Below are 26,610 nucleotides of genomic sequence, written 5' to 3'. Positions count from 1 at the left end.
GGTAACAGAAAGCTAATCCTGAGAGCAGCTAATCACTGCCGTCTTGCCACGTTACGGCACCATGAGGTGATGAATTGATTGTTATAATAATCAATTCATAATTAGGGTGGTATCGCGAGTTAACTCTCGTCCCTTTTATAGGGGCGGGAGTTTTTTATATTTAAGGAGGAAAATACAATGAAACAACTAACAGGCGCACAAATTCGTCAAATGTTTTTAGACTTTTTCCAAGAAAAAGGACATGCAGTAGAACCTAGTGCATCACTAGTTCCACATGAAGATCCATCTCTTCTATGGATTAACAGTGGTGTAGCAACATTAAAAAAATATTTTGATGGACGCGTAATCCCGCAAAATCCACGTATTACAAATGCTCAAAAATCAATTCGTACAAACGATATTGAAAACGTAGGGAAAACAGCTCGTCACCATACATTCTTTGAAATGTTAGGGAACTTCTCGATCGGTGATTACTTCAAAGACGAAGCAATTACTTGGGCTTGGGAATTTTTAACGAGCGACAAGTGGATTGGATTCGATAAAGAATTACTATCAGTTACAATCCATCCGGAAGATGAAGAAGCATTTACAATTTGGAATGAGAAAATGGGTGTTCCAAAAGAGCGCATCATCCGCTTAGAAGAAAACTTCTGGGATATCGGTGAAGGACCAAGTGGACCGAATACAGAGATTTTCTATGATCGCGGGGAAGCTTACGGTAATGACTTTAGTGACCCAGAATTATATCCGGGCGGAGAAAACGAGCGTTACTTAGAAGTATGGAACCTTGTATTCTCTCAATTTAACCATAATCCAGACGGTTCATATACACCACTTCCTAAGAAGAACATTGATACAGGGATGGGTCTAGAGCGTATGACATCTATCGTTCAAGATGTACCTACGAACTTTGATACGGATCTATTCATGCCAATGATTGGTGCAACAGAATCAATTTCTGGTGAGAAGTATCGTAATGGAGACTTAGAAAAAGATATGGCGTTTAAAGTCATTGCTGACCATATTCGTACAGTAACATTCGCTGTTGGTGACGGTGCTCTTCCATCTAACGAAGGCCGTGGTTATGTATTACGTCGTTTATTACGCCGTGCTGTTCGTTATTCTAAGAAATTAAACATCAACCGTCCATTCATGTTTGAATTAGTACCGGTTGTTGGAGAAGTAATGAAAGACTTCTATCCAGAAGTACTGGAAAAGAAAGATTTCATCGCAAAAGTTGTGAAAAATGAAGAAGAACGCTTCCACGAAACACTTCATGATGGTGAAGCTATTTTAGCTGAAGTTATTGCAAAAGCGAAAGAAGAAAAAACAACTGTTATTTCTGGCGTAGATGCGTTCCGTTTATACGACACGTACGGTTTCCCAATTGAATTAACAGAAGAATATGCAGAAGAAGCTGGTATGACAGTTGACCATAAAGGTTTTGAAGCTGAAATGGAAAAACAACGTGAGCGTGCACGTGCTGCTCGTCAAGACGTTGATTCTATGCAAGTTCAAGGCGGTGTACTTGGTGAAGTTAAAGTAGCGAGCGAATTCGTTGGTTACGGTACAGTTGCAACAGAAAGTAACATTGTTGCACTTGTGAAAAACGGTGAGTATACAGATAGCTTACAAGCAGGTGAAGAAGGACAGTTAATGCTTGATGTAACACCATTCTATGCTGAGAGCGGCGGACAAATTGCAGACCGTGGTTACCTTCTTGCTGATGGCGTGAAAGTTGTTGTAAAAGATGTACAAAAAGCACCAAATGGTCAAAACTTACACAAAGTAGTTGTGGAAGAAGGTACATTAACGAAAGGTGCGGCTGTAAAAGCTGTTATCGATACGAAAAACCGTAGTAGCGTTGTGAAAAACCATACAGCAACTCACTTACTACACCAAGCGTTAAAAGATGTACTTGGAACGCATGTTAACCAAGCAGGTTCTCTTGTAACTTCTGAACGTTTACGCTTTGACTTCTCTCACTTCGGTCAAGTACAAGCTGACGAATTAGAAAAAATTGAGCGTATCGTAAACGAGAAAATTTGGGAAAGTATTAACGTTGAGATTTCTCAAAAATCAATCGAAGAAGCGAAAGAAATGGGTGCAATGGCATTATTCGGTGAAAAATACGGTGATGTTGTACGCGTTGTACAAGTAGGCGATTACAGCTTAGAGCTTTGCGGTGGTTGTCACGTTGATAACACAGCTTCTATCGGTATTTTCAAAATCGTTGCTGAGTCTGGTATCGGTGCAGGAACTCGTCGTATTGAGGCGGTAACTGGTAAGTCTGCATACGAATTAATGAACGATCAAGTAGGTTTATTAAAAGAAGCAGCAGGAAAAATGAAAACAAATCCGAAAGATATTTTAACGAGAGTTGATGGCTTATTTGCTGAAGTGAAACAACTTCAAAAAGAAAATGAATCTCTTGCTGCAAAATTAAGCAATATCGAAGCTGGAAACTTAACTGATTCAGTAATGACAGTTGATGGCGTAAACGTATTAGCAGCGAAAGTAAATGTTGCAGATATGAACAACTTACGTACGATGATGGATGACCTTAAAAATAAATTAGAGTCTGCAGTTGTTGTATTAGTGTCTGTAAATGACGATAAAGTAAACATTTTAGCTGGCGTAACGAAAGATTTAATTAGCCAAGGTTACCATGCTGGTAAACTTGTGAAAGAAGTAGCTTCTCGTTGTGGCGGTGGCGGTGGTGGCCGTCCTGATATGGCTCAAGCGGGCGGTAAAAACCCAGCACAAGTTGAAGAAGCTTTAGCATTTGTACAAGAGTACGTTAAATCTGTTTCAAAATAAAGAGATAGTAGTGTACAATGGTAGGGAGAGGAGAAGTTCTTCTCCCTATACTTACTATATAAGTGAGGTGCTTGAAATGGACGGTTTTGATAAAACAATGAAGTTTAGCATTCAAGATGAAAAACAGAGTGTCCATGTAAATGATGTACTTTTAACTGTGTATGATGCACTTCAAGAAAAAGGCTATAATCCGATTAACCAAATCGTCGGTTATTTATTAAGTGGAGATCCAGCATACATACCTCGCCATAAAGATGCACGAAGCATCGTTCGCAAACTTGAACGTGATGAGATAATTGAAGAGCTTGTGAAGTCTTACTTGAAACATCATCGTGAGGAGTAGTTTATGCGGATATTAGGTTTAGATGTAGGTACAAAAACAGTCGGAGTTGCAATGAGCGACGAAATGGGCTGGACAGCACAAGGATTGGAAACAATCAAGATTAACGAAGAACGAGGTCACTTTGGTTTTGACCGTATTTCTGAGTTAGTAAAGCAGTACAATGTGGACAAAATAGTAGTAGGTTTACCTAAAAATATGAATGGTACAATTGGCCCACGTGGTGAAGCGTGCCAGCAATTTGCAGAAAACCTACGAGAGCTGTTACAATTAGACGTTGTAATGTGGGACGAGCGTTTGTCGACGATGGCGGCGGAGCGTCTACTCATTTCAGCTGATGTAAGTCGTAAGAAGCGAAAGCAAGTAATCGATAAGATGGCTGCAGTCGTAATCTTACAAGGATTTTTAGATAGTAAATAAGAGGTGACCAAAATGGAAGAAAATCAAATTACAATTGTAGACGAAAAAGGTAACGAACATTTATGTGAGATTGTTTTCACTTTTGATGCTGAAAAATTTGGCAAAAAATCATATGTAGTCTTCTCTCCAATCGGTGAAGTAGACGAAGATGGAGACCAAATTTATGATGCAATGGCTTATGAGCAAAATGAAGAAGAGGGCGGAACTTTACTTCCAATCGAATCTGAAGAAGAGTGGGAAATGGTACAAGAAATGTTCAACACTCTAGCTGATGAGCAAGAAGCTGAATAATAAGTACTGAGAAGATGGACGATATATAGTCCATCTTTTTTTATATGTAAAATGAAAGATTTTTTGTCGAAACTGTGTAATCCTTTGTAGTATAATGAGACGGATTGTAGAAAAATAAAATATCTGTCAAAAAATGATAGGTAAGTTTATTGTGATTTTTCATCGTGTTGTATAGAAAGACGTACATATGGCCTACAATTGAATAAGGAGGAAGAGTTTTGATAGAGAATCAAGTGAAAAAGAAGCGTAGACGCATTTTTTTATTTTCGATTATTGCACTGCTTTTAGTTTGTGGTTCAGTCTATGCGTATATTTCATCGGCATTAGGACCAGTTGATAGCGGGAATAAAAAAGAGATTGAAGTAGAAATTCCGAAAGGATCATCTACTAGTAAAATTGGTGAAATTTTAGAAGAAAAGGGTGCTGTGAAAAACGGTACAGTTTTTAGCTTTTATACAAAGGCTAAATCAAAAAACTTACAAGCTGGTACATATTTATTAAATCCTTCAATGAGTGCCTCAGATGTCATTGAACAAATGTCATCTGGTAATGTACATCGTCCAGCTCTGTATAAAGTGACGATAAAAGAAGGAGCGCAAGTAACTGAAATTGCAGAAACGGTTGCGAGTGAATTAAAGTGGAATAAAGATGATGTTACGCGTCAATTAAACGATAAAGCATTTATTCAAAAAATGCAGCAAAAGTATCCGAAGTTATTAACGGATAAAATCTTTGATAGTAATATTAAATATCCATTAGAAGGGTATTTATATCCTGCGACGTATTCGTTCTATAAGAAAGATACAACGTTAGAAGAAATCGTAATTCCAATGCTTGAGAAAACAAATGCAATCATTGTTCAAAACGAGGCGAAAATGAAAGCGAAGAACTGGGATGTTCATCAGCTTTTAACATTGTCTTCACTGATTGAAGAAGAGGCGACTGGTTTTACAGATCGCCAAAAGATTTCTAGTGTTTTTTATAATCGCTTAGCAAAAGGTATGCCCCTTCAAACAGATCCAACGGTATTATACGCGCTTGGAAAGCATAAGCAACGTGTATTATACGAGGATTTAAAGGTGAATTCACCGTATAATACGTATGTTGTAAAAGGATTACCAGTTGGACCGATTGCGAACTCTGGTAAACATTCAGTGGAAGCTGCGTTAGAACCTGCGCAAACAGATTATTATTATTTCTTAGCTGCACCAAGTGGTGAAGTGTACTATGCGAAAACATTAGAAGAGCATAATGCATTAAAGCAAAAATATATTACGAAAAAACAGTGAAATGGGGAGGGATAGCGAAAAAGGTCGCACATCCCTCTTTTTTGTGGTAAAATATATCGGGTTAAAAACTGGCAGAAGAATCGTTTTTAATATCAAAACGGGACGTACAAGCTAAGGGTAAAGCTGGCTTGTATTTTTATTGCATTCTATGTGTGAAAAGACGTCATAGAGGCACTTCTCCATGTAAATAAGGAGGACCATTTATGGAGGATGCAGTTAACGAGTACCTATTATCATTTATTGATCCAAAAGATAAATTAATTCTTGAAATGGAAGAATATGCAACAGAAAATCATGTGCCGATTATGGATCGACTTGGAATGGAATTTATGCTGCAATTTTTACGTTTAATTGGACCGAAAAGCATTTTAGAGCTTGGTACAGCAATTGGCTATTCTAGTATTCGTATGATGCAAGCTATTCCAAATTCACGCATTGTGACAGTTGAGCGCAATCGTGAACGATATGAAAAAGCACTTGAATATATAGAACGTTCCCCAGTAAAAGAACGTATTTCAGTTATATACGGTGATGCGTTAGAGACGGGTGAACAAGTAAAAGAACACGGAACATTTGACGTTATTTTTATTGATGCAGCAAAAGGACAATATCGTCGCTTTTTTGACTTATATGAACCGTTATTAAACCCTGGTGGCGTAATTATTTCAGATAATGTTATGTACCATGGTCTTGTAACGACAAAAGAGAAAATTGAAAATAGACGTACACGTGGTTTAATCCGTCGTATTAAGACGTACAATGAATGGCTTATGAACCATGAAGGATATGATACAACGATTTTCCCAATTGGAGATGGAGTAGCTGTTAGTAAAAAGAGAGGATGACCAAGGTATGAAGAAACCTGAATTGTTAGTAACGCCAAGAGCGGTGGCGGATATCGAACCTCTTGCGAAAGCAGGAGCAGATGCAGTAATGATCGGTGAACAAAAGTTTGGTTTACGTTTAGCAGGGGAATTTTCACGTGAAGATGTAAAAAAATCTGTTAAAATTGCACATGAAAATGGTGTGAAAGTATACGTAGCAATGAATGCTATGTTCCATAATGATAAAGTAGAAGAATTAACAGATTACGTTGCATTTTTAAACGAAGTACATGTAGATGCAATTGTCTTCGGAGATCCAGCGGTATTAATGGCTGTTCGTGAAGTAGCACCAAATATGCAACTGCACTGGAATACAGAAACGACAGCAACAAATTGGTTCACTTGTAACTACTGGGGTCAAAGAGGGGCGAAGCGTGCTGTATTAGCTCGTGAGCTTAGCTTAGATGAAATTGTTGATTTAAAAGAAAATGCTGAAGTGGAACTTGAAGTGCAAATTCACGGTATGACTTGTATGTTCCAATCGAAGCGTTCGTTAGTAGGAAACTACTTTGAGTATCAAGGACGTAATCTTGACATTGAAAAGAAAAAATATGAAGAGAATATGTTCTTGTATGACCCAGAGCGTAACAATAAATATCCAATTTATGAAGATGAAAATGGTACTCACATTATGAGTCCGAATGATATTTGTTTCATCGATGAATTAGAGGAACTAATTGAGGCTGAAGTTGATAGCTTAAAAATCGATGGTGTACTAAAAAGCTCTGAATACATTATTGAAGTAACGAAGAAATATCGTCAAGCGATTGATTTGTGTGTGGAAGATCGTGATGCGTATTATGACGTGAAAGATGATCTATATAAAGAAATAGAAGAAATGCAACCAGTAAATCGTCCATTAGATACAGGATTCTTCTTTAAAGAAACGGTTTACTAAACGAGGAGGGTGTAGGAAATGACTGTACAAGAAATTTCACGAGTGATCGATGGCAAGCGCGTTATTGTGAAGAAACCTGAACTGTTAATCCCTGCGGGTAACTTAGAAAAATTAAAAGTAGCTATCCATTATGGGGCAGATGCTGTATATTTAGGTGGACAAGAATTTGGTCTTCGTTCTAATGCAGGTAACTTTACGCTAGAAGATATGGCAGAAGGCGTTGAATTTGCAAAGAAATATGGAGCGAAAATATACGTAACAACAAATATTTTCGCACATAATGAAAATATGGACGGGCTAGAGGAATATTTAAAAGGGATTGAAAAAGCTGGTGTAACGGGAATTATCGTTGCAGATCCGCTTATTATTGAGACGTGTAAACGTGTAGCGCCTTCTGTTGAGGTGCATTTAAGTACACAACAATCGCTATCCAACTGGAAAGCAGCACAGTATTGGAAAGAAGAAGGTTTACATCGTCTTGTATTAGCTCGTGAAGCAAGCTATGAAGAAATGAAAGAAATTAAAGACAAAGTGGACATTGAAATTGAAGCATTCGTCCATGGTGCAATGTGTATCGCATATTCAGGAAGATGTACATTAAGTAACCATATGACAGCGCGTGACTCTAACCGTGGTGGTTGTTGTCAATCTTGTCGCTGGGACTATGACTTAGTTCAAACGGTATCACAACATAAAGATGCAAAAGAGCTTCCTTTATTCCAAGAAGAAGATGCTCACTTTGCGATGAGTCCAAAAGATTTAAATTTAATCTTGTCAATTCCGAAAATGATTGAAATTGGAATTGATAGCTTAAAAGTTGAAGGACGTATGAAATCTATCCATTACGTAGCGACTGTAGCAACTGTATATCGCAAAGTAATTGATGCGTATTGTGCGGATCCGGATAACTTTGAGTTTAAACAAGAATGGTTAGATGAGCTTGATAAATGTGCAAATCGTGATACAGCTCCTGCATTCTTTGAAGGGGTTCCAGGACATCAAGAGCAAATGTTTGGAAATCATAGTAAGAAAACAACGTATGATTTTGCTGGTTTAGTGTTAGATTATAATGAAGAAACGGGCATCGTAACGCTTGAGCAACGTAATCACTTCAAACCAGGACATGAAGTGGAGTTCTTTGGACCAGAAATAGAAAACTTTACGCAGACGGTGGAGAAAATTTGGGATGAGGATGGAAACGAATTAGATGCAGCGAGACATCCGTTGCAAATCGTGAAATTCAAAGTGGATCAACCAGTGTATGTGAATAATATGATGCGCAAAAACATACTTCAATAAGAAAGAGTGGTAGTCGAATGGGGACGAATAAGCCTGTTGTAATTGGAATCGCTGGTGGTTCAGGATCAGGAAAAACAAGTGTAACGAAAGCGATTTTTGACCATTTTAAAGGTCATTCCATTTTAATCTTGGAGCAAGATTATTATTACAAAGATCAAAGCCATTTACCGATGGAAGAGCGTTTAAAAACAAATTATGATCATCCGCTTGCGTTTGATAATGATCTGTTAATTGAACATTTGCAGCAGTTGCTTGCATATGAGCAAATTGATAAGCCTGTATATGACTATACATTGCATACGCGTTCAGAAGAAATTATTCCAGTTGAGCCGAAAGATGTAATCATTTTAGAAGGAATTCTTATTTTAGAAGACCCACGTCTTTGTGAGTTGATGGACATTAAGTTATTCGTTGATACAGATGCAGATCTTCGTATCCTGCGCCGCATGCAGCGTGATATTAAAGAGCGCGGTCGTACGATGGATTCAGTTATTGATCAATACGTAACTGTTGTGCGTCCAATGCACAATCAATTTATTGAGCCTTCTAAGAAATTTGCGGATATTATTATCCCTGAAGGTGGACAAAACCATGTTGCAATTGATATTATGGTGACAAAAATTGCAACAATTCTTGAACAAAAAGTAAATTTGTAATAGCATAGTAAAAGATATACGATAGGAAGGGATTTTTTCCCTTCCTATCGAATACAATGAAGCATGCAACCTCATCTATATATAGGTGAGGGCATATTTATATCAACTTTCCATACATATCTTCTTTAAAAGAAGAATTGGAAATACGGGGTTGTATGTGACAACTCCGCTAGTGCAAGGGTACTAGAAACCTCCGCTAACAATGGAAGCGGAGGAGTTTTCATATGGAACTCCTCTTTTTTCGGGGGATTGGTATATAAAAGGAGTGGAAAATATGTCAACAGAAAAAACATACCCTATGACGCAAGAGGGTAAGCAAAAATTAGAGAACGAAGTTGAGCAATTAAAAACAGTAAGACGTAAAGAAGTAGTAGAGCGTATTAAAATCGCGCGTAGCTTCGGCGATCTTTCTGAGAACTCTGAGTACGATGCAGCGAAAGATGAGCAAGCGTTCGTAGAAGGACGTATTACACAATTAGAAAACATGATTCGTAACGCAGTTATCATCGAAGATAATGGCGAAGAATCTACTGTCGTTACATTAGGTAAAACAGTAACATTTAAAGAATTACCAAATGGAGATGAAGAAGCTTACACAATCGTAGGTAGCGCGGAAGCTGACCCATTCGAAGGAAGAATTTCTAACGATTCTCCAATCGCAAAGAGCTTATTAGGTAAGCAAATTGGTGAGAAGGTAGCAATTCAAACGCCAGGCGGAGAAATGCAAGTAGAGATTATCTCTGTTAAATAATAAAAATCACTCGTGTAAAAACGAGTGGTTTTTTTATTTGTATAAAAGGTTAAACACCTCGTCCAAACTATAATAGACGAGGTGTTTTTTTATGAAAATAAGACGGAGAATTACAGTTGTTTTAATTTGTTTTATATGTGTGATGTTTTTATTACTTTGTCGTTTACTCCAAATACAGATTATAGATACTGAATCTTTTACTGATCGAAATATTAATTTAATCGAAAGAAGCGTTACGCAACGAACACAATCACTTACAGTAGATAATGGAAGAGGACATTTTACAGATCGGAATGATAAAGAAATTGGTGAAGAGAAATACCCAGTTTTAATTATTTTTCCTTTTTTACAAATAAAAAATGACATGTTAAAGAAAATTGCGCATATCATTGGTGTGTCGAGACAAGAGATCAAAATACAAATGAAAGATAAAAAAAATGCATTTATACTCCAAAGAGGAAATGAGCCATTTCCTTTAGTACGAGAGCAGATGGAGAAGATTAATCAATTAAATGTATTGGGCATTGTAGCGGCTGAAGTTCGATTAAAACAAACTGGAGGGACAAATCATTTAGTGGGTGAAGTGGGGGAGAATGAACGAGAATTCCAAAAGCGATATGGAGAAGTAGAAAAAATTTCAAAACAAACGCCAATTGGTATTTCGGGATTACAGCAATCTTTTGATGAATTTTTATTAACTGATGGAGAGGCAAAAGTATTGTATCAAGTGGACCGGCAAGGAGAACCGATTTTTGGAAAACAGGCGAAATACACTTCGCCAGGAAATCCATTTTATCCAGTTACAATTCAAACTACTTTACATAAAGAGTTGCAGCAAAAAGCTGAAGAGACAATTGAAAAAAGTGAAATAAAGAAGGGGGGATTAGTATTACTTGATGTAAAAACAAATGAAATACTAGCGATGGTTAGCAAACCATCTTTACAGGTTAAAAACGAAAGATTATATAAAGCTACACTTGAAAATCAAATGTTAACACCGCATTTTCCTGGTTCTGTTTTTAAAACAGTAGTTGCAACGGCAGCGATTGATCAAAATATAAATGTATTGAATCGCACATTTAATTGTAATAAAGATTTATATGGTGAAAACGACCCACAAGTTTTGATGGGAACACTTAGTTTTAAAGGGAGCTTTGCTAGAAGCTGTAACAGGGCATTCTCACAGTTAGGTAACGAGCTAATACAAAAGGATAAGATGGTGTTAGAAACGTACGTAGCGGCTTTAGGAGCAGTTGGAAAGGTTGGTTGGAACGGTTCGGTATTTCATACATCGCGTTTCGAGCAAATGCCAGAGGAGAAGAGTGCCATTATCTGGGGGAGTGAGGAAAATAAGACTAGTAAAAAAGCGGTAGCGCAAACAGCAATTGGACAGAAAGATGTACGTATATCACCTCTAGCAATCGCTAATATGATGGCGACGATTGCTAGGAATGGAGAAAAAATGGAAGTGAAAGCTGTTAAAAAAATAGTGTATAAAAATGGAAGTGACTTTTTTACATTTGAAAACCATAAATTAAATGGAAAACAGCTTTCTTATGAAACAGTAAAAACATTACAAGAGTTATTAAGAGGCGTTGTAACAACAGAGAAAGGAACAGGAGCAGCATTCAGGTCGTTGCCACTAAGTGTCGCTGGAAAATCTGGGACAGCACAAACAGGAAAAGGGATGAAGGTCAATCGCTGGTTTGCAGGTTATTTTCCATATGAAAATCCAAGATATGCTTTAGTTGTCGTTGATATAGAAACGGACAGCAGTGTAAATAAAGTCACATCCATTTTCAAAGATATCGTAGAAGAAATCCATCGATTAGAGAATGAAAAGTAATCTTGCAATTCATAGTGAAATGTTTTCATTTCATGAAAATATTATTGTAAATGTTCAACCTTTCTAGATTTAATGTTACAATAGCAAGTATGAAAAACTGCATGGAGGTTTGAAGAATGGCAGGAGGATCTAGATTCCAACAGAAACAACAAAAACGTCGTCAAAACGGTGTTTTAAATATTGCAATCGCTATTGTATTAGTGGCAGTAGCTATTGTAGCATATCAATTGTTCGTTCCTGACACAAAAGAGCAAGCGTCTTCTAATGATAAAAAGGTAGCTCAGCAAACAACAAAAGAAAATAAAGCTGAGAAAGCTAAAGGTAAAGAAGAGACGAAGAAGGACGAACAAGAGAAGGCAGAGGCTAAGAAGAAGGAAGAAGAAGAGAAGCAAAAGGCTGAAGAAGAAAAGCAAAAAGCTGAAGAAGAAGCGAAAGCTAATGAGAAAGTGGCAGCTGAAAAAACACAGCCAAAGGCAACAGATGCTTATACGAAACCTTCTTGGAAGCCAGTAGGTACAGAGCAAGGTGCAACACCTGCGATGACGTTTAACAAAGGTACAGCAGATTGGAATGAGATGAATCAAGCGATTTCCGCTGCAATCGACGTTCCGGTAGAGCAATTAGTTATTCATAGAATCGGAAATAACGGTAAGAATAAAGCTTACGGCAACGTACAAGATAAGCAATCAGGTAAAAAATATTATGTAAATATTGATTGGGTAGAAAATGAGGGCTGGAAACCAGTGCTTGTTCAAACTCTAAACTAAAAAAGAGAAGCTCCTAGGAGCTGCTCTTTTTTAGTTAGCGTAATTTCTTTAATTTAAAATGAACAACCGCGCTGTAATACGGTCTTTTGCTTTCGGGATCCATAACCATTTGATGCGAGATGTGATGAACTTCAAGCATAAGTGCTTTATTATTATCAATTTGTTCACTAATTTTTCTTTCTAAGGAAGCTAAGTCTCCCGCTTCAAAAAATTCTATTTTATCTTCTAACATTTCAAAGGTAAATGACATGAAGATGCCCCCTCTCCTATGTAATCAACTACAGTGTAACAAAGAAAAGAAGGAAATACCATGTGCATTTCAATTGACATTTTTAGAAAGAGGGAATATTATACTGATAAAACCGATAAGAAAAAGGGGAATTTTTATGGGCACAGAATTTAATGGTTTATTTGATGAGTGGGCTCATACGTACGACTCATTCGTACAAGGCGAAGATATACAATATAAAGAAGTTTTCGCCCATTATGAGGACATTTTAGAGGATGTAGTTAACAAGTCATTTGGTAACGTATTAGAATTTGGTGTTGGTACTGGCAATTTAACAAATAAATTATTACTTGCCGGTCGTACAGTTTACGGTATAGAACCGTCGCGTGAAATGCGCATGATTGCAAAAGAGAAATTGCCAAAGGAATTTTCTATTACAGAAGGTGATTTTCTTTCGTTTGAAGTTCCGAATTCAGTTGATACCATTGTAAGCACCTATGCATTTCATCATTTAACAGATGATGAAAAAAATGTAGCTGTTGCGAAGTATAGTCAATTGCTAAACAAAGGTGGTAAAATAGTGTTTGCTGATACGATATTTGCAGATCAAGATGCATATGATAAAACTGTTGAAACAGCAAAACAAAGAGGTTTTCACCAGTTAGCAAACGATTTGCAAACGGAATACTATACACGTATTCCGATCATGCAAACTATATTTGAAAACAATGGCTTCCATGTAACGTTTACGAGATTAAATCATTTCGTTTGGGTAATGGAGGCAACTAAGCAATAGAAAGAGGGATTAGATTGAGAATTGCTGTAATTGGAGCAATGGAAGAAGAAGTACGTATTTTACGTGACAAATTAGAACAAGCAAAAACAGAAACGGTTGCGGGTTGTGAATTTACGAAAGGACTATTAGCAGGGCATGAAGTAATCTTGTTAAAGTCTGGTATTGGTAAAGTAAATGCAGCGATGTCAACGACAATTTTATTAGAAAAATATAAGCCTGAAAAAGTAATTAATACTGGTTCAGCTGGTGGATTCCATCATTCTCTAAATGTTGGAGATGTAGTTATTTCAACAGAAGTTCGTCACCATGACGTAGATGTAACAGCATTTAACTATGAATATGGTCAAGTACCAGGAATGCCACCTGGATTTAAAGCTGATGAGGCATTAGTTGCATTAGCTGAGAAATGTATGCAAGCTGAAGAGAATATTCAAGTTGTAAAAGGTATGATTGCAACAGGGGATTCATTTATGAGTGATCCGAACCGCGTTGCAGCAATTCGTGATAAATTTGAAAATCTTTATGCAGTAGAAATGGAAGCGGCAGCTGTTGCACAAGTGTGCCACCAATACGAAGTTCCGTTTGTTATCATCCGCGCACTTTCCGATATTGCTGGTAAAGAATCAAATGTTTCATTTGATCAATTTTTAGATCAAGCAGCCCTTCATTCTACAAACTTTATCGTAAAAGTACTAGAAGAGTTAAAGTAATGTAACAAAAAGGCAACTGTCTCATATAAAGAAAATACATACAGTTGCCTTTTCTTTATTGGCAAATAAGGGGGAGAACACGATGAATGTATATCGTGGAGTTCATGAGTTAATTGGTCATACACCAATTGTAGAAATTACTCGGTTTTCACTTCCAGAAGGGGTCCGTTTATTTGCGAAGCTTGAATTTTATAACCCAGGCGGAAGCGTTAAGGATCGTTTAGGAAGAGAATTAATCGAAGACGCGCTAGAAAAAGGGCTTGTCACGCAGGGTGGAACAATTATTGAACCGACTGCTGGAAATACTGGTATTGGACTGGCACTTGCAGCGTTAGAACATGATTTACGCGTTATTGTTTGTGTACCAGAGAAATTTAGTATTGAGAAACAAGAATTAATGAAAGCGCTAGGCGCAACAGTCGTGCATACACCGACTGAGCAAGGAATGACCGGAGCAATTGCAAAAGCAAAAGAGTTAGTAAATGAAATACCGAATTCATACTCTCCAAGTCAGTTTGCGAATGAAGCAAACCCACGTGCTTATTTCAAAACATTAGGTCCTGAACTTTGGAATGCATTGAATGGAGAGATTAACATATTTGTTGCTGGAGCAGGAACCGGCGGTACATTCATGGGAACTGCATCTTATTTGAAAGAAAAAAATATAGATATTAAAACAGTTATTGTAGAACCAGAAGGATCTATTTTAAATGGTGGTAAAGCTGGTTCACATGAAACAGAAGGAATTGGTCTTGAATTTATTCCACCATTTTTGAAAACATCTTATTTTGATGAAATTCATACGATTTCTGATCGAAATGCATTTTTACGAGTAAAAGAATTAGCGCAAAAAGAAGGACTTTTAGTTGGGAGCTCTTCAGGAGCAGCATTTCATGCAAGTTTACTGGAGGCAGAGAAAGCAACACCAGGTACAAATATTGTAACGATTTTTCCTGATAGTAGTGAGCGCTATTTAAGTAAAGACATATACAAAGGATGGGAATAAAAAATGAGAGCAAAGACAAAATTAATTCATGGTATTCGCATAGGAGAACCTTCAACTGGATCTGTAAACGTACCGATTTATCAAACAAGTACGTATAAACAAGAAGCAGTTGGTAAGCATCAAGGATATGAATATTCACGTACAGGCAACCCAACACGAGCAGCTTTAGAAGAAATGATTGCCGTATTAGAAAACGGTCATGCTGGATTTGCATTTGGTTCGGGAATGGCTGCTATTACAGCAACAATTATGTTGTTCTCAAAAGGTGATCACGTTATTTTAACAGATGATGTGTATGGTGGAACGTATCGTGTTATTACGAAAGTATTAAACCGCTTCGGTATTGAGCATACATTTGTAGATACAACAAACTTAGAGGAAGTTGTAGAAGCAATTCGTCCAAATACGAAAGCGATCTATGTGGAAACACCAACGAATCCACTACTAAAAATTACTGATATTAAGAAAATATCTACTCTTGCTAAAGAGAAAGATTTATTAACAATTATTGATAATACATTCATGACGCCATATTGGCAGTCGCCGATTTCTTTAGGAGCAGACATTGTACTTCATAGTGCAACGAAATATTTAGGAGGTCATAGTGACGTAGTTGCAGGTCTAGTAGTGGTAAATAGCCCACAACTAGCAGAAGACCTTCACTTTGTACAAAACTCAACGGGAGGTATTCTTGGACCACAAGATAGCTTCTTACTACTTCGCGGTTTAAAAACGTTAGGAATTCGTATGGAAGAACATGAAACGAATTCACGCGCAATTGCTGAATTCTTAAATAATCATCCAAAAGTAAATAAAGTATATTATCCAGGCCTTGAATCACATCAAAACCATGAATTAGCAACAGAACAAGCAAACGGATTTGGTGCTATCATCTCATTTGATGTAGATAGTGAGGAAACATTAAATAAAGTACTTGAGAAACTGCAATACTTTACACTTGCTGAAAGCCTAGGAGCAGTCGAAAGTTTAATTTCTATCCCATCTCAAATGACACATGCATCAATCCCAGCAGATCGTCGTAAAGAATTAGGAATTACAGATACATTAATTCGTATCTCTGTCGGAATTGAAGATGGTGAAGATTTAATTGAAGATTTAGCACAAGCGCTAGCATAATAAAAATGCACTGCTAATGTGGAGCAGTGCATTTTTATTATGTTTATTTGTGAAATATTTCACAAATTAGACATACACAAATGAAATGATTTCATGTATATTGAATTCATGAAATGTTATTCACGAATAAACTTGTGAAATATTTCACAAACGATGGGATTCATGTAGGACGGTAATTCTATTTTTTTTTCGCTAATCGGGACTTCTTATGACCTATAGGGACTTATAAAGACCGTGATAACAGAATAGGAGGAAATTTACATGGTAGTCAAAGAGAAAGTTGTAAATGAAATGCAAGAGGTAAAAGAGATGATTGATACGTTAGTAAATAACGGTCAAGAAGCTTTACAAGCATTAGAAAGTTTTACACAAGAACAGATTGACAACATTGTTCATGAAATGGCACTAGCAGGTGTTGATCAACATATGTCGCTTGCAAAATTGGCTGTTGAAGAAACAGGCCGTGGTGTCTATGAAGACAAATGCATAAAAAATATTTTTGCCACTGAATATATTTGGCATAGCATAAAGAAAGATAAAACGGTAGGAGTTATTCATGAAGATCCTCATGAAGAAATAATAGAAATTGCGGAACCAGTCGGTGTAGTAGCTGGAGTAACGCCAGTAACGAATCCAACGTCAACAACAATGTTTAAAGCATTAATCGCGATAAAAACGAGAAATCCAATTATTTTCGCATTTCATCCTTCTGCACAAAATTGTTCCGTTGCAGCGGCCAAAACAGTATATGATGCAGCGGTGAAGGCGGGTGCGCCAAAGCATTGTATTCAATGGATTGAAAGACCATCTGTCGAAGCAACGAAACAATTAATGAACCATGATGGTGTCGCACTCGTTCTAGCAACTGGAGGCGCTGGTATGGTGAAATCGGCTTATTCTACTGGTAAACCAGCACTAGGTGTAGGTCCTGGTAATGTACCGTGTTATATAGAGAAATCAGCACATGTAAAACGAGCTGCTAATGATTTAATTTTATCGAAAACATTTGATAACGGTATGATTTGTGCATCGGAACAGGCAATCATTATCGATAAAGAAATTTATGATGATGTCAAAACAGAAATGATTGCAAATAATTGTTACTTTGTAACAGAGGAGGAGAGAAAGAAATTAGAAAAGCTCGTTATAAATGAAAATACATGTGCAGTAAATAGTGATATTGTAGGGAAATCTGCACAGTATATTGCCGAATTAGTTGGGATTACTGTGCCTGAACATACAAAAATACTTGTAGCTGAAATTAAAGGAATTGGGGCAGCGTATCCACTATCTCGTGAGAAACTGAGCCCAGTATTAGCTTGTGTAAAAGCGAATTCATTAGAAGAAGGATTTACATATTGCGAAGAAATGTTGAATCTTGGAGGTTTAGGGCATTCAGCAGTCATTCATTCTACAAATAAAGAAGTACAAAAACAATTTGGTTTACGTATGAAAGCTTGCCGTCTTATTGTAAATGCACCTTCATCACAAGGCGGAATAGGTGACATATATAATGGGTTTATTCCATCGCTTACACTTGGTTGTGGTTCATATGGGAAAAACTCAGTTTCTCAAAACGTAACAGCGACTCATTTATTAAATATAAAAAGGCTGGCAAATAGAAAAAAGAATATGCAGTGGTTCAAGTTGCCACCAAAAATTTATTTTGAAAAACATGCTACGGCGTATTTAGCAAATATGCCTAACATTTCACGCGCATTTATTGTAACGGATCCAGGAATGGTTGAGCACGGCTATGTAGACACAGTTACGCACTATTTACGTAAGCATGCAAATGATGTGAAAGTTGAAGTGTTCTTTGAGGTCGAGCCAGATCCGTCAGATGAAACTGTTTTTAAAGGTGCGGAAATGATGAGAAGCTTTAAGCCTGATGTAATTATTGCACTTGGTGGCGGTTCAGCTATGGATGCGGCAAAAGGGATGTGGTTATTCTATGAGCATCCAGAAACATCATTCTATGGCATTAAACAGAAATTTTTAGATATAAGAAAACGTACATGTAAATATCCGGAATTAGGAAATAAAGCGCAGTTTGTTGCCATTCCAACAACATCAGGAACAGGGTCAGAAGTGACACCATTTGCGGTTATTACAGATAAGAAAAATAATATAAAGTATCCGCTCGCAGATTATGAATTAACACCAGATGTAGCGATTGTTGATCCGCAATTTGTAATGACAGTACCACCACATGTAACAGCAGATACTGGTATGGATGTTTTAACACATGCAATTGAGGCGTATGTGTCTGTTATGGCAAATGACTATACAGATGGATTAGCATTAAAAGCTATTGATCTCGTATTCAAATATTTACCGAGAGCATATAAAGATGGAAATGATGAAGAAGCAAGAGAAAAAATGCATAACGCTTCTGCAATTGCAGGGATGGCATTTGCAAATGCTTTCCTCGGTATTAATCACAGCTTAGCACATAAGATTGGACCAGAATTCCATATTCCGCACGGACGCGCAAATGCCATTCTAATGCCGCACGTAGTCCGCTATAATGCTATTAAGCCAAGAAAACACGCATTGTTCCCAAAATATGAGTACTTTGTGGCAGATGAAAGATATGCACATATAGCGAGAATGCTCGGGCTTCCAGCAAGTTCGGCAGCAGAAGGGGTGGAATCACTTGTCCAAGCAATTATTGAGCTTGGAAAAAGCTTGAATATTAATATGAGTATTATGGGGCAAGGAGTCGATAAAGAGAAATTTGAAGAGGTTGTTGGAGTATTAGCAGAACGGGCTTTTGAAGACCAATGTACAACAGCTAATCCGAAATTACCGCTCATTTCAGAGTTGAAAGAAATTTATATGGAAGCATATAAAGGTGTGGAATAGATAGGAAAGAGTCGCAATTAAGCGGCTCTTTTTCTTTTGGAAAACATCTCCCCGAATGGCTGCATTTACTTGTCTTTCAGTTTCATAGAATATGATACAGTGAGATGGAGGAGTGAGAATATGATGAAAGAATTACAAGGGAAAATAGAAGATTATACTCGGTTCGGACAGATCCTTCTCGCTGTAAGCACATTGTTAATGGTTGGCTTATTGATTCCGAATGGAGCAAAAGAAACGATACAATTTTTTGTTATGATGGGGAGCATCGTTATATTTTTAAGTTTATCGTTCTTTTTCTTTCAGCGTGTAAAAGTGATGCGTGACCAGTTGGAGGAAAATGAATGTGAGTAATAGTATTAAATAGAGCGCTACAAAAAGAAAGGATCTTTTTGTAGCGCTTTTTGTTTTTTTTTGAAGAAAATGTATGCGTTTTTGTTGACAATGATAATCTTTGTCAATTAAAGTAGAATAGTAGTTAATGATTATCATTATCAATTAGAGGTGGAAGAATGAAAAAGTCTATTACGCTATTTACAGCGATTTTATCTGTTTTTTTCTTATTAATAGGTTGCAATGCAAAGGGAAACGACAAAGCATCTGCAACCAAAACAGAAAAAGGAAAAGAAAAAATCGAAATTACCGACCTATCGGGAAGAAGGGTAACATTCGATAAAACACCAGAGAGCTTTGCAACATTAAGTATGGGTGATATGGATATTATTCATGCTTTAGGCGGAAAGATTATAGGTCGTCCAGATACGAAATTAACTCTTCCGGAGGAGTTAAAGAAAGCGCAAGTAATTGGGAATGCACATCAGCCGAATTTTGAGCAAATTGCTAGCTTAAAGCCAGATGTACTTGTTGCTAACAATGGATTCCAAAAGAATGTTCCAACGGTTGAAGGTCAAGGGACGAAAGTAGTCATTTCTACTGCAAATTCTGTACAAGATATTCAAAAGAATATTGAAATATACGGAGCAGTAATGAAGAAAGAAGATAAAGCAAAAGAACTGAATCAAAAAATGAATGATCAAATGAAGAAATATGAGAAAAAGAGTGATGTGAAAGCATTGCTAGTGTATGGAGCACCAGGAACTTATTTAGCAGCATTACCAACATCTCTGTCAGGTGACATTTTAGAGAAAACGGGCGGAAAAAATATTGCAGCTGGTTTTCCAGAAATGAAAGAATATCCGCAATATGCACAGCTAAGTGTAGAACGTATTATTGAGGCGAATCCAGATGTAATTTATTTAATTACACACGGAGACCCGAATAGCGTGAAAAAAGCATTTGAAGGCGAAATGATGAAAAATGAAGCGTGGAAAAATTTAGATGCAGTAAAACAAAATCGTGTAGTTATTTTACCACCAGACTTATTTGGATCAAATCCTGGAACAAAAGTAACAGAAGCTATGGACTTTATGTATAAAAGTATACAAGATGTAAGGAAATGATAAGTATGGAGAGTAATGAAGTAGTAAGAGAAAAGGAACATCCTTTTGCGAAAAAAAGATGGGGAATAGCAGTTATTTTAGTCGTATTAACGATTCTAGGTCTTTTTTACGGTCTTTTCGCGGGAAGTTTATCCTTTTCTTTACGAGACATCCTAACAGGGATGCAAGATGAAGGTTCGATAGTTCATCGAATTGTATGGGATCTTCGTATACCAAGGGTGCTCGTTGGATTTATAGTAGGAACGTGTTTAGCGGCATCAGGTGCATTATTGCAAGGGGTTATGAGAAACCCTCTTGCAGACCCTGGTATTATCGGGGTTTCATCTGGAGCGGGTCTTGTAGCAATTATAATTATGATTTTATTTCCTCAGCACATGGCTTTTTTACCGCTAGGGGCGTTTTTAGGAGCTTTCATCACAGCAATGGTCATCTATGCTTTATCATGGCAAAAAGGGGCACCACCTTCAAGAATTGTCTTAGTAGGTGTGTCGATTAATGCATTGATTGGTGCAGCAACGTCAGCATTAATGTTATTACATAGTGACAAAGTACAATCTGTTTTACCGTGGTTAGCTGGTGGCATTGGTGGTGTAAGCTGGGCACATTTAAATATGATTATTTATTATGCGATATTTGCTATTATATTAGCCTTCTTTGGTATTAAGCATATTCGAGTATTAATGCTTGGAGATGAAATGGCAAAGTTATTAGGACATAACGTGGAAAAAAGTCGTTTTTATTTAATCGTAGTAAGTACATTATTAGCTGGAATAGCAGTTAGTGTTTCTGGACTTATTGGGTTTGTCGGTCTTGTTGTACCGCATATGCTACGTTTATTAGTTGGAAATGATTATAAATATTTGCTGCCTCTATCATGTCTTGGCGGCGGGGTATTACTTGTTTTTGCGGATGCGATAGCTCGAAGTTGGTTCGATCCAATCGAATTGCCTGTTGGTATTTTATTATCCTTCTTAGGTGGTCCGTTCTTCTTATATTTAATTCATAGAGGAGGAAAACAACGTGATTTCCGTTGAAAAAGTGTTTTACGCACATTCTGAAAGATTTCAAATGCAAAATATGAATGTACATATTAAAGCTGGAGAAGTTGTTAGTTTAATTGGACCGAATGGATCGGGGAAATCTACTTTGCTTCGTTTAATGGCAAGGCTACTTAAACAAAGCGAAGGGGAAATCATTTTAGATGGGAAAAATATTCATACGATGAAGAGTGCCGATGTAGCGAAGCAATTAGCGATGTTACCACAAATGCATGATCATCAATTAGATTTAACAGTGAAAGAATTAATTGAATTTGGAAGAGGCCCCCATAAATCATGGAGTGTTCGCTTAAATAAAGAAGATGAAGAAATTGTTAATTGGGCATTGTCTGTTACAAATCTTGAAGGGTATGAATATCGTCTTTTACAATCTTTATCAGGAGGAGAAAGGCAGCGTGCTTGGATTGCAATGACGCTAGCACAACGCACGAATGTTTTATTATTAGATGAGCCAACAACTTTTTTAGATATCGTTCATCAGTTGGAAGTAATGGAACTTGTGAAACGATTAAATGAGGAGTTTGGTATGACAATTGTAATGGTTTTACATGACATTAACCAAGCTACTCAATATAGTGATCGTTTACTCGTATTAAAGCGAGGGGAGATTCAGTATGACGGTGTACCAGAAGAAGTATTATGTCATGAAATGTTTCAATATGTATTTGGTATAGAAGTGGATATTTTTCAAGGAAGTGACAAACCATTTTTTACACCGAAACGAATTTCTAAAAAAGGAGAAGAGCGATGCATACAGAAGAGCGTATTACCACTGAGTTAGTAAGAGAATTTGTTATGGCAGCTCACGGAAATTTAGAAAAAGTACAGGAACTGTTGGTTGAATCGCCCAGCTTACTTCATGCCTCTTACAATTGGGGCGGATCAGATTGGGAAAGTGCCTTAGGAGCATCGGCACATGTAGGTCGTAAAGATATTGCTCTTTATTTACTGGAAAAGGGTGCTCGCATGGATATTTTTGCTGCAGCTATGCTTGGAGAGTTAGAAGTTGTACAAGCTATTTTAGTAGCACAACCAGAAGCATTACGTGCATCTGGCCCACATGGTATTTCCCTTCTTCAACATGCGCGAATGGGTGGAGAAAAAGCACAGCGTGTGTTTGATTACTTAACAGTGCTCTCTTAATGACCGCAAAAGTTCTTATGTGCGGTAAACTTTTCACTTTCAAATAATTGAAAAGTTTACCGCCCGTTAGAACGGGATAAGTATCTAGTATATTTGAAAATCCTACACCCCCCTCAATTGTAGTTTTCTTTGTGCTAGTTATGATATGGATGCAGTAGACAATATTTGTCTACTGCTTTTTTTATCGGGTAAAAGAATGAACATTCTGCATTTTTTGTTTCGTTCATTTATAATAGGTAGTAATACTTATTATAAATGTAAAATATGGTCGTGAAATAAAGAACACATTAGTGGGAAGGAGTGCAGAAATGTTTCATACAGATCGTTTACAAGTTCGCAAATATACAATGGATGATTTACAGTTCTACGCTTCACTATGGGGAAACGAGAAGGTAATGCGCTATATTGGAAATGGGACGTTAAAAACATATATGCAATGCAAAAAAAGCTTGGAGGAGTGGGTAATTCCTAATTATAAAAATGGTCTCGGTTTATTTGTAATGATTGAAAGGGAAACGGGAATACGAATTGGTCATGCGGGACTAGTAAAGCAGAAGATAGATGGAAAAGAGGAAATTGAAATTGGTTATTGGTTACTTCCTCAGTATTGGGGAAAAGGGTATGCGAAAGAAGCAGCTGCGGCATTTCGAGACTACGGTTTCCAAGCATTACAAATGAATAAATTAATTTCTCTTATTAATCCGAACCATCCCGCCTCAATATTTGTTGCTAGAAAAACAGGGCTTAGTTATGAGAAAACAACTTCATTTCAGGGGATGGATGTTCTTGTTTATTCGATTAAGCGAGTTGGATGAAAAAAGGTAAATTGCATCTTTTGAAGAATGGTATATAAAAATAAAGGGGGGATTACATGTATATTTACCATAATGGGCTTATTATCCGTGAAGGAACGAATGGAGTACCAGCATATGCAATTAAAACTTTATTTGAAGATGCGGGTTGGAGTAATGATAATATCCCTTCTTGGCAAATTGAAAAATTTACGCTTGCATTTGAAAATTCAACATGGGCTTTCACAATTTGGGATGAAGAAGAAATGGTTGCGATGGTTAGAGTGATTTCTGATCAAATGATGGTTGCTAACATAGTAAATTTGGTTGTGAAGTGTGAGTATAGGGGGAAAGGATTGGGTAAGAAACTTGTAGCTCTTTGTTTACAAAAGCTTCCCCATGGTGATTGGTTTGCACATACATCTGCGAACAATTTTGATTTTTATAGAAGTTGTGGATTTGAAGTTAGAGAGTTATCCAGAAATGGTACATGTGCGTATTATGGATACCAAATCGCAAAAAGAGATGGTCATCGGTAAATGGGTGAAAAGTAAAGAAATACAGTTATAAGTATTTCTAATTATTTTTTGTAATAGAAAATGAATTAAGACTCATTTCGTGATAAAATGAAAGAAAATTCAGTTTATTATTAGGGGGATAAAAATGAGTATAAAAGTTGGGGAAGTATTTAAATATGAAAGAAGATTTACTGAGGAAGAAGTTTTCGAATTTGCAAATATTACAGGTGATAAAGGGAGACATCATATGGAATATGATGAGAATGGCCGATTAATGGTTCATGGTTTATTGACTGCTAGCATTGGAACGAAAGTAGGCGAAGAGTTACATTACATAGCAAGAGAATTAGTAAGTGAGTTTATTAGACCAGTTTTTACAGGGGATACGATTACTTGTGAATTAACTTTAACAAATATAGAGCAAATGGAAGGGTATAAAAAAGTTTCAATCGAATCAGTTTATCGCAATCAACATGAAAAGACGGTGCTAGTTGGGACAAGTTACGGGATTATACGAGAATAAAAAAGAAGCCTGTTTGAAGCAGGCTTCTTTTTTATTGATTAGTAAACGCGTTTTCGATTCTCCGCATGACTAGAGATAAGTAATAGTGCGGATTCTTTTCCTACATTACGAACAATATGTGGAACGCATGCATTCCAAGAGAAAGAATCACCTTCTTCTACAATTGCAATATCTTCACCATGTTGAACTTCTAGCTTTCCGCGTAATACAAGATGACACTCTTCACCTTCATGGGCATTTGGTGAGTTTTCTTTCGGAAACCCGGCAGGAATTTCTACGAGATTCAGGCGAAGGCCACCTTGCTCCGCAACATGTTCAATTCTTTGCTCATCTTTGCCGTATACACTGTATTTTCGTTCTTCTTTTTTAACAATTTTCAATCGATCTTTTTGTTCTAACAATAAATAGGGAAGGGGAACGTTTAAAAAATTTGAGATCGTTTCTAACGTTGAGATAGATGGTGATGTTTTATTATTTTCAACCTGACTCATAAAGCCTTTAGAAAGACCTGTTCCTTCACAAATTTGTGCAATTGTTATGCCTCTACGTTGACGAATTTCACGTATTGCAGAACCAATATTCATAAAATCAAGCTCCTTTTTGTAAACAACTATTTGTATCATAGCAAAAAAAATATATTTTTTCCCAATGAAAATGAATTGACGAATAAAAAAAATTAGTGTATGTTTTGTAATGTGAATAAAAGTTTTGTATAAGAAAACTATAAAGGAGAGAAAGAAATGAATCAACATATTGGTAACTTAATTATTCGTATCGTGTTAGGGGTAACGTTCTTTATGCACGGTTTAACAAAATTCCAATCAGGAATTGACAATATTGCAGGATGGTTTACAAGCATTGGTTTACCAGGAGGACTGGCATACGGTGTAGCAACATTTGAATTAGTTGGAGGCCTATTATTAATTCTAGGTTTAGGTGTAAGATATATTGGATTATTATTTGCACTTGTTATGGTTGGGGCAATCGTAAAAGTGAAATGGTCAGCTGGTTTATTGGGAGATGGAAAAAATCCTGGTTTCGAATTAGAACTTGCATTATTAGCAATGGGTGCATACTTATTTGTTGCAAAAGCTGATGGTTTTGTAGATAATTTCTTAAAAGAAAAAATGTCAAAGAAGAACTAATTTAAATGGGGGGGCTAACAAGATGAGTTTTCAACTTCATCCCGATACAACACTTGATGTTGTTCATTTATACGTATCTAATGTAAAGAAATCACTAGAGTTTTATACGGAAGTACTAAGTATGAAGGTGCTAAAAGAAGAAGAAGCAGTCGTTACATTTGGGAATGAAAATGATGAACCACTTCTTATCATTGAAGAAAAGAAAGAAGCTTTTCCGAAGCAAAGAGCAAGAACAGGGTTATATCATTACGCAATTTTATTACCAAGTAGGCAGGATTTAGCGAATGTTCTTCGTCATCTTGTAGAGATGGTATATCCACTACATGGTGGAGCCGATCATTACTTTAGTGAAGCTCTTTATTTAGCTGATCCAGATGGAAACGGGATTGAAATTTATCATGATCGACAAAAAGAAGTTTGGCGTGATGAGAATGGAGAACTCCCATTTGTTAGTAACCCGTTAGCTGGTGAAGAATTATTACAGCAAGGAAGTACATGGAATGGATTTCCAGCTGGTACTGTGATGGGGCATATTCATTTCCATGTAGCTGATTTAGAGGAAGCGAAACGTTTCTATGTTGATGGTCTTGGTTTTGAAATAACGATCCCAGCTCGTAATGGAGCGTTGTTCGTATCAGCAGGTGGTTATCATCATCATATCGGTTTAAATACGTGGCAAGGTGAAGGGGTACCACCGCAAATGCCAGGTTCTGTTGGTTTGAAATATTTCACAATTGTACTAGCGGATGAAAAACAAAAAGAGCAAGTATGTGAAAGCTTAAAAAATATTGGCAAAATTGCTACGTACAAAGATGGAATATTACAAGTCGAGGATCCATTTGGACATTGTATCCATTTCAAAATAAAAAGAGAAGCCTAAAAAGGCTTCTCTTTTCAGGCTGTGGAGAAAGTCTTCTCCACAGCCTGTTTATGTGTCTGAACCTCTTTTTATGTGTCAACACTGATAA

29 protein-coding genes and 1 other annotated feature (1 of these 30 only partly in view) are annotated in these 26,610 nt (G+C 36.8%); of the genes, 27 read left to right on the top strand and 2 right to left on the bottom strand.

Translation table 11 applies throughout. The features are described 5' to 3' along the window. Positions 1–137: a binding site (T-box leader), on the top strand; it begins 82 nt to the left of the window's first position. Positions 138–177: 40 nt separating this feature from the next. From alaS to JDS98_RS27450, 12 genes are all read left to right on the top strand, one after another. Then, positions 178–2,820 (top strand): alanine--tRNA ligase, encoded by a 2,643-nt coding sequence (gene alaS, locus JDS98_RS27505; protein WP_199634533.1) that lies wholly within the window; start codon positions 178–180, stop codon positions 2,818–2,820. A gap of 76 nt (positions 2,821–2,896) precedes the next feature. Beyond that, positions 2,897–3,163, top strand: coding sequence for an IreB family regulatory phosphoprotein (locus JDS98_RS27500; RefSeq protein ID WP_000348591.1), 267 nt, complete (start codon positions 2,897–2,899; stop codon positions 3,161–3,163). Between the two features lie 3 nt (positions 3,164–3,166). Continuing rightward, positions 3,167–3,580 (top strand): Holliday junction resolvase RuvX, encoded by a 414-nt coding sequence (ruvX, locus tag JDS98_RS27495; protein ID WP_001221202.1) that lies wholly within the window; start codon positions 3,167–3,169, stop codon positions 3,578–3,580. A gap of 12 nt (positions 3,581–3,592) precedes the next feature. Beyond that, on the top strand, positions 3,593–3,871 hold the full coding sequence (locus tag JDS98_RS27490) for a DUF1292 domain-containing protein (RefSeq protein WP_000392249.1): 279 nt from the start codon (positions 3,593–3,595) through the stop codon (positions 3,869–3,871). Between the two features lie 218 nt (positions 3,872–4,089). Continuing rightward, the gene (mltG, locus tag JDS98_RS27485; protein WP_000572128.1) at positions 4,090–5,160 is read left to right on the top strand and encodes an endolytic transglycosylase MltG; all 1,071 of its coding nucleotides are present in this window, start codon (positions 4,090–4,092) and stop codon (positions 5,158–5,160) included. A gap of 203 nt (positions 5,161–5,363) precedes the next feature. Then, positions 5,364–6,005 (top strand): O-methyltransferase, encoded by a 642-nt coding sequence (locus JDS98_RS27480; protein ID WP_000389100.1) that lies wholly within the window; start codon positions 5,364–5,366, stop codon positions 6,003–6,005. 7 nt (positions 6,006–6,012) lie between these two features. After that, entirely contained in the window at positions 6,013–6,942 is a 930-nt protein-coding gene (locus JDS98_RS27475) for a peptidase U32 family protein (protein ID WP_000742797.1), read from the top strand. An 18-nt stretch (positions 6,943–6,960) separates the two neighbouring features. Continuing rightward, positions 6,961–8,241 (top strand): peptidase U32 family protein, encoded by a 1,281-nt coding sequence (locus JDS98_RS27470; protein ID WP_000217960.1) that lies wholly within the window; start codon positions 6,961–6,963, stop codon positions 8,239–8,241. A gap of 17 nt (positions 8,242–8,258) precedes the next feature. After that, on the top strand, positions 8,259–8,897 hold the full coding sequence (gene udk, locus JDS98_RS27465; protein ID WP_000537080.1) for a uridine kinase: 639 nt from the start codon (positions 8,259–8,261) through the stop codon (positions 8,895–8,897). Between the two features lie 274 nt (positions 8,898–9,171). After that, positions 9,172–9,648, top strand: a complete 477-nt coding sequence (gene greA, locus JDS98_RS27460; RefSeq protein WP_000102593.1) for a transcription elongation factor GreA — start codon at positions 9,172–9,174, stop codon at positions 9,646–9,648. Positions 9,649–9,739: 91 nt separating this feature from the next. Next, positions 9,740–11,494 carry a peptidoglycan D,D-transpeptidase FtsI family protein gene (locus JDS98_RS27455; protein WP_000702462.1) on the top strand — a complete coding sequence of 585 codons (1,755 nt, stop codon included), beginning with the start codon at positions 9,740–9,742 and terminating at the stop codon, positions 11,492–11,494. 116 nt (positions 11,495–11,610) lie between these two features. Then, entirely contained in the window at positions 11,611–12,261 is a 651-nt protein-coding gene (locus JDS98_RS27450) for a YrrS family protein (protein ID WP_000897105.1), read from the top strand. A gap of 34 nt (positions 12,262–12,295) precedes the next feature. Here JDS98_RS27450 and JDS98_RS27445 read toward each other — a convergent pair whose 3' ends face one another. Beyond that, on the bottom strand, positions 12,296–12,511 hold the full coding sequence (locus JDS98_RS27445; RefSeq protein WP_000010979.1) for a YrzA family protein: 216 nt from the start codon (positions 12,509–12,511) through the stop codon (positions 12,296–12,298). A gap of 136 nt (positions 12,512–12,647) precedes the next feature. Between JDS98_RS27445 and JDS98_RS27440 the strand changes: the two genes are divergently transcribed. The 13 genes from JDS98_RS27440 (at position 12,648) to JDS98_RS27380 (ending at position 24,497) form a co-directional block, all read left to right on the top strand. Beyond that, positions 12,648–13,286 (top strand): class I SAM-dependent DNA methyltransferase, encoded by a 639-nt coding sequence (locus tag JDS98_RS27440; RefSeq protein ID WP_000536326.1) that lies wholly within the window; start codon positions 12,648–12,650, stop codon positions 13,284–13,286. Positions 13,287–13,300: 14 nt separating this feature from the next. Continuing rightward, positions 13,301–13,996, top strand: coding sequence for a 5'-methylthioadenosine/S-adenosylhomocysteine nucleosidase (gene mtnN / locus JDS98_RS27435; RefSeq protein WP_001217044.1), 696 nt, complete (start codon positions 13,301–13,303; stop codon positions 13,994–13,996). Positions 13,997–14,078: 82 nt separating this feature from the next. Continuing rightward, positions 14,079–15,002 carry an O-acetylserine dependent cystathionine beta-synthase gene (locus JDS98_RS27430; RefSeq protein WP_001103866.1) on the top strand — a complete coding sequence of 308 codons (924 nt, stop codon included), beginning with the start codon at positions 14,079–14,081 and terminating at the stop codon, positions 15,000–15,002. 3 nt (positions 15,003–15,005) lie between these two features. Then, positions 15,006–16,139, top strand: a complete 1,134-nt coding sequence (locus tag JDS98_RS27425; protein WP_001201921.1) for a bifunctional cystathionine gamma-lyase/homocysteine desulfhydrase — start codon at positions 15,006–15,008, stop codon at positions 16,137–16,139. Between the two features lie 261 nt (positions 16,140–16,400). After that, on the top strand, positions 16,401–19,007 hold the full coding sequence (adhE, locus tag JDS98_RS27420; protein WP_098977021.1) for a bifunctional acetaldehyde-CoA/alcohol dehydrogenase: 2,607 nt from the start codon (positions 16,401–16,403) through the stop codon (positions 19,005–19,007). Positions 19,008–19,130: 123 nt separating this feature from the next. Beyond that, positions 19,131–19,358 (top strand): YrhC family protein, encoded by a 228-nt coding sequence (locus JDS98_RS27415; protein ID WP_033657341.1) that lies wholly within the window; start codon positions 19,131–19,133, stop codon positions 19,356–19,358. Between the two features lie 158 nt (positions 19,359–19,516). After that, entirely contained in the window at positions 19,517–20,464 is a 948-nt protein-coding gene (locus JDS98_RS27410; protein ID WP_199634532.1) for an ABC transporter substrate-binding protein, read from the top strand. Positions 20,465–20,469: 5 nt separating this feature from the next. Then, the gene (locus tag JDS98_RS27405; RefSeq protein WP_000445394.1) at positions 20,470–21,498 is read left to right on the top strand and encodes a FecCD family ABC transporter permease; all 1,029 of its coding nucleotides are present in this window, start codon (positions 20,470–20,472) and stop codon (positions 21,496–21,498) included. Beyond that, on the top strand, positions 21,485–22,303 hold the full coding sequence (locus tag JDS98_RS27400) for an ABC transporter ATP-binding protein (protein ID WP_000626361.1): 819 nt from the start codon (positions 21,485–21,487) through the stop codon (positions 22,301–22,303). Before JDS98_RS27405 ends, JDS98_RS27400 begins: the two co-directional genes overlap by 14 nt. Beyond that, positions 22,270–22,665, top strand: coding sequence for an ankyrin repeat domain-containing protein (locus JDS98_RS27395; RefSeq protein WP_000556701.1), 396 nt, complete (start codon positions 22,270–22,272; stop codon positions 22,663–22,665). The genes JDS98_RS27400 and JDS98_RS27395 overlap by 34 nt, the downstream gene beginning before the upstream one ends. 308 nt (positions 22,666–22,973) lie before the next feature. Then, positions 22,974–23,480: a GNAT family N-acetyltransferase gene (locus JDS98_RS27390; RefSeq protein WP_000469138.1), complete on the top strand. Its 507-nt coding sequence runs from the start codon at positions 22,974–22,976 to the stop codon at positions 23,478–23,480. 56 nt (positions 23,481–23,536) lie between these two features. Further along, positions 23,537–23,995, top strand: a complete 459-nt coding sequence (locus tag JDS98_RS27385; RefSeq protein ID WP_000276121.1) for a GNAT family N-acetyltransferase — start codon at positions 23,537–23,539, stop codon at positions 23,993–23,995. 124 nt (positions 23,996–24,119) lie between these two features. Further along, on the top strand, positions 24,120–24,497 hold the full coding sequence (locus JDS98_RS27380) for a hotdog family protein (RefSeq protein WP_000025016.1): 378 nt from the start codon (positions 24,120–24,122) through the stop codon (positions 24,495–24,497). Positions 24,498–24,535: 38 nt separating this feature from the next. On the opposite strand, the gene JDS98_RS27375 is transcribed toward JDS98_RS27380, so the two are convergent. Then, the gene (locus JDS98_RS27375) at positions 24,536–25,081 is read right to left on the bottom strand and encodes a helix-turn-helix domain-containing protein (RefSeq protein ID WP_001020691.1); all 546 of its coding nucleotides are present in this window, start codon (positions 25,079–25,081) and stop codon (positions 24,536–24,538) included. Positions 25,082–25,237: 156 nt separating this feature from the next. Here JDS98_RS27375 and JDS98_RS27370 point away from each other — a divergent pair, with 156 nt between their 5' ends. Together JDS98_RS27370 and JDS98_RS27365 are read left to right on the top strand one after the other, a co-directional pair. Then, the gene (locus JDS98_RS27370; RefSeq protein ID WP_001071553.1) at positions 25,238–25,642 is read left to right on the top strand and encodes a DoxX family protein; all 405 of its coding nucleotides are present in this window, start codon (positions 25,238–25,240) and stop codon (positions 25,640–25,642) included. A gap of 22 nt (positions 25,643–25,664) precedes the next feature. After that, the gene (locus JDS98_RS27365) at positions 25,665–26,522 is read left to right on the top strand and encodes a VOC family protein (protein ID WP_000009832.1); all 858 of its coding nucleotides are present in this window, start codon (positions 25,665–25,667) and stop codon (positions 26,520–26,522) included. Positions 26,523–26,610: the final 88 nt, after the last annotated feature.

It is taken from the genome of Bacillus cereus group sp. N11, from assembly GCF_016483605.1.
In the GTDB taxonomy this organism is placed as follows: domain Bacteria; phylum Bacillota; class Bacilli; order Bacillales; family Bacillaceae_G; genus Bacillus_A; species Bacillus_A toyonensis.
The sequence above is the reverse complement of the archived record's forward strand: the minus strand, read 5'-3'. Positions and strand labels throughout refer to the sequence as shown.

Bases quoted from the DNA above. Each gene is read 5' to 3' on its own strand.
- JDS98_RS27470 (WP_000217960.1), top strand. From the start codon at position 6,961: ATGACTGTACAAGAAATTTCACGAGTGATCGATGGCAAGCGCGTTATT.
- JDS98_RS27440 (WP_000536326.1), top strand. From the start codon at position 12,648: ATGGGCACAGAATTTAATGGTTTATTTGATGAGTGGGCTCATACGTAC.
- JDS98_RS27410 (WP_199634532.1), top strand. From the start codon at position 19,517: ATGAAAAAGTCTATTACGCTATTTACAGCGATTTTATCTGTTTTTTTC.
- JDS98_RS27380 (WP_000025016.1), top strand. From the start codon at position 24,120: ATGAGTATAAAAGTTGGGGAAGTATTTAAATATGAAAGAAGATTTACT.
- ruvX (WP_001221202.1), top strand. From the start codon at position 3,167: ATGCGGATATTAGGTTTAGATGTAGGTACAAAAACAGTCGGAGTTGCA.
- JDS98_RS27375 (WP_001020691.1), bottom strand. From the start codon at position 25,081: ATGAATATTGGTTCTGCAATACGTGAAATTCGTCAACGTAGAGGCATA.
- JDS98_RS27370 (WP_001071553.1), top strand. From the start codon at position 25,238: ATGAATCAACATATTGGTAACTTAATTATTCGTATCGTGTTAGGGGTA.
- JDS98_RS27490 (WP_000392249.1), top strand. From the start codon at position 3,593: ATGGAAGAAAATCAAATTACAATTGTAGACGAAAAAGGTAACGAACAT.
- JDS98_RS27480 (WP_000389100.1), top strand. From the start codon at position 5,364: ATGGAGGATGCAGTTAACGAGTACCTATTATCATTTATTGATCCAAAA.
- JDS98_RS27390 (WP_000469138.1), top strand. From the start codon at position 22,974: ATGTTTCATACAGATCGTTTACAAGTTCGCAAATATACAATGGATGAT.
- JDS98_RS27385 (WP_000276121.1), top strand. From the start codon at position 23,537: ATGTATATTTACCATAATGGGCTTATTATCCGTGAAGGAACGAATGGA.
- adhE (WP_098977021.1), top strand. From the start codon at position 16,401: ATGGTAGTCAAAGAGAAAGTTGTAAATGAAATGCAAGAGGTAAAAGAG.
- JDS98_RS27430 (WP_001103866.1), top strand. From the start codon at position 14,079: ATGAATGTATATCGTGGAGTTCATGAGTTAATTGGTCATACACCAATT.
- JDS98_RS27405 (WP_000445394.1), top strand. From the start codon at position 20,470: ATGGAGAGTAATGAAGTAGTAAGAGAAAAGGAACATCCTTTTGCGAAA.
- alaS (WP_199634533.1), top strand. From the start codon at position 178: ATGAAACAACTAACAGGCGCACAAATTCGTCAAATGTTTTTAGACTTT.
- JDS98_RS27500 (WP_000348591.1), top strand. From the start codon at position 2,897: ATGGACGGTTTTGATAAAACAATGAAGTTTAGCATTCAAGATGAAAAA.
- JDS98_RS27445 (WP_000010979.1), bottom strand. From the start codon at position 12,511: ATGTCATTTACCTTTGAAATGTTAGAAGATAAAATAGAATTTTTTGAA.
- JDS98_RS27455 (WP_000702462.1), top strand. From the start codon at position 9,740: ATGAAAATAAGACGGAGAATTACAGTTGTTTTAATTTGTTTTATATGT.
- JDS98_RS27395 (WP_000556701.1), top strand. From the start codon at position 22,270: ATGCATACAGAAGAGCGTATTACCACTGAGTTAGTAAGAGAATTTGTT.
- JDS98_RS27425 (WP_001201921.1), top strand. From the start codon at position 15,006: ATGAGAGCAAAGACAAAATTAATTCATGGTATTCGCATAGGAGAACCT.
- JDS98_RS27475 (WP_000742797.1), top strand. From the start codon at position 6,013: ATGAAGAAACCTGAATTGTTAGTAACGCCAAGAGCGGTGGCGGATATC.
- JDS98_RS27450 (WP_000897105.1), top strand. From the start codon at position 11,611: ATGGCAGGAGGATCTAGATTCCAACAGAAACAACAAAAACGTCGTCAA.
- greA (WP_000102593.1), top strand. From the start codon at position 9,172: ATGTCAACAGAAAAAACATACCCTATGACGCAAGAGGGTAAGCAAAAA.
- udk (WP_000537080.1), top strand. From the start codon at position 8,259: ATGGGGACGAATAAGCCTGTTGTAATTGGAATCGCTGGTGGTTCAGGA.
- JDS98_RS27415 (WP_033657341.1), top strand. From the start codon at position 19,131: ATGAAAGAATTACAAGGGAAAATAGAAGATTATACTCGGTTCGGACAG.
- JDS98_RS27365 (WP_000009832.1), top strand. From the start codon at position 25,665: ATGAGTTTTCAACTTCATCCCGATACAACACTTGATGTTGTTCATTTA.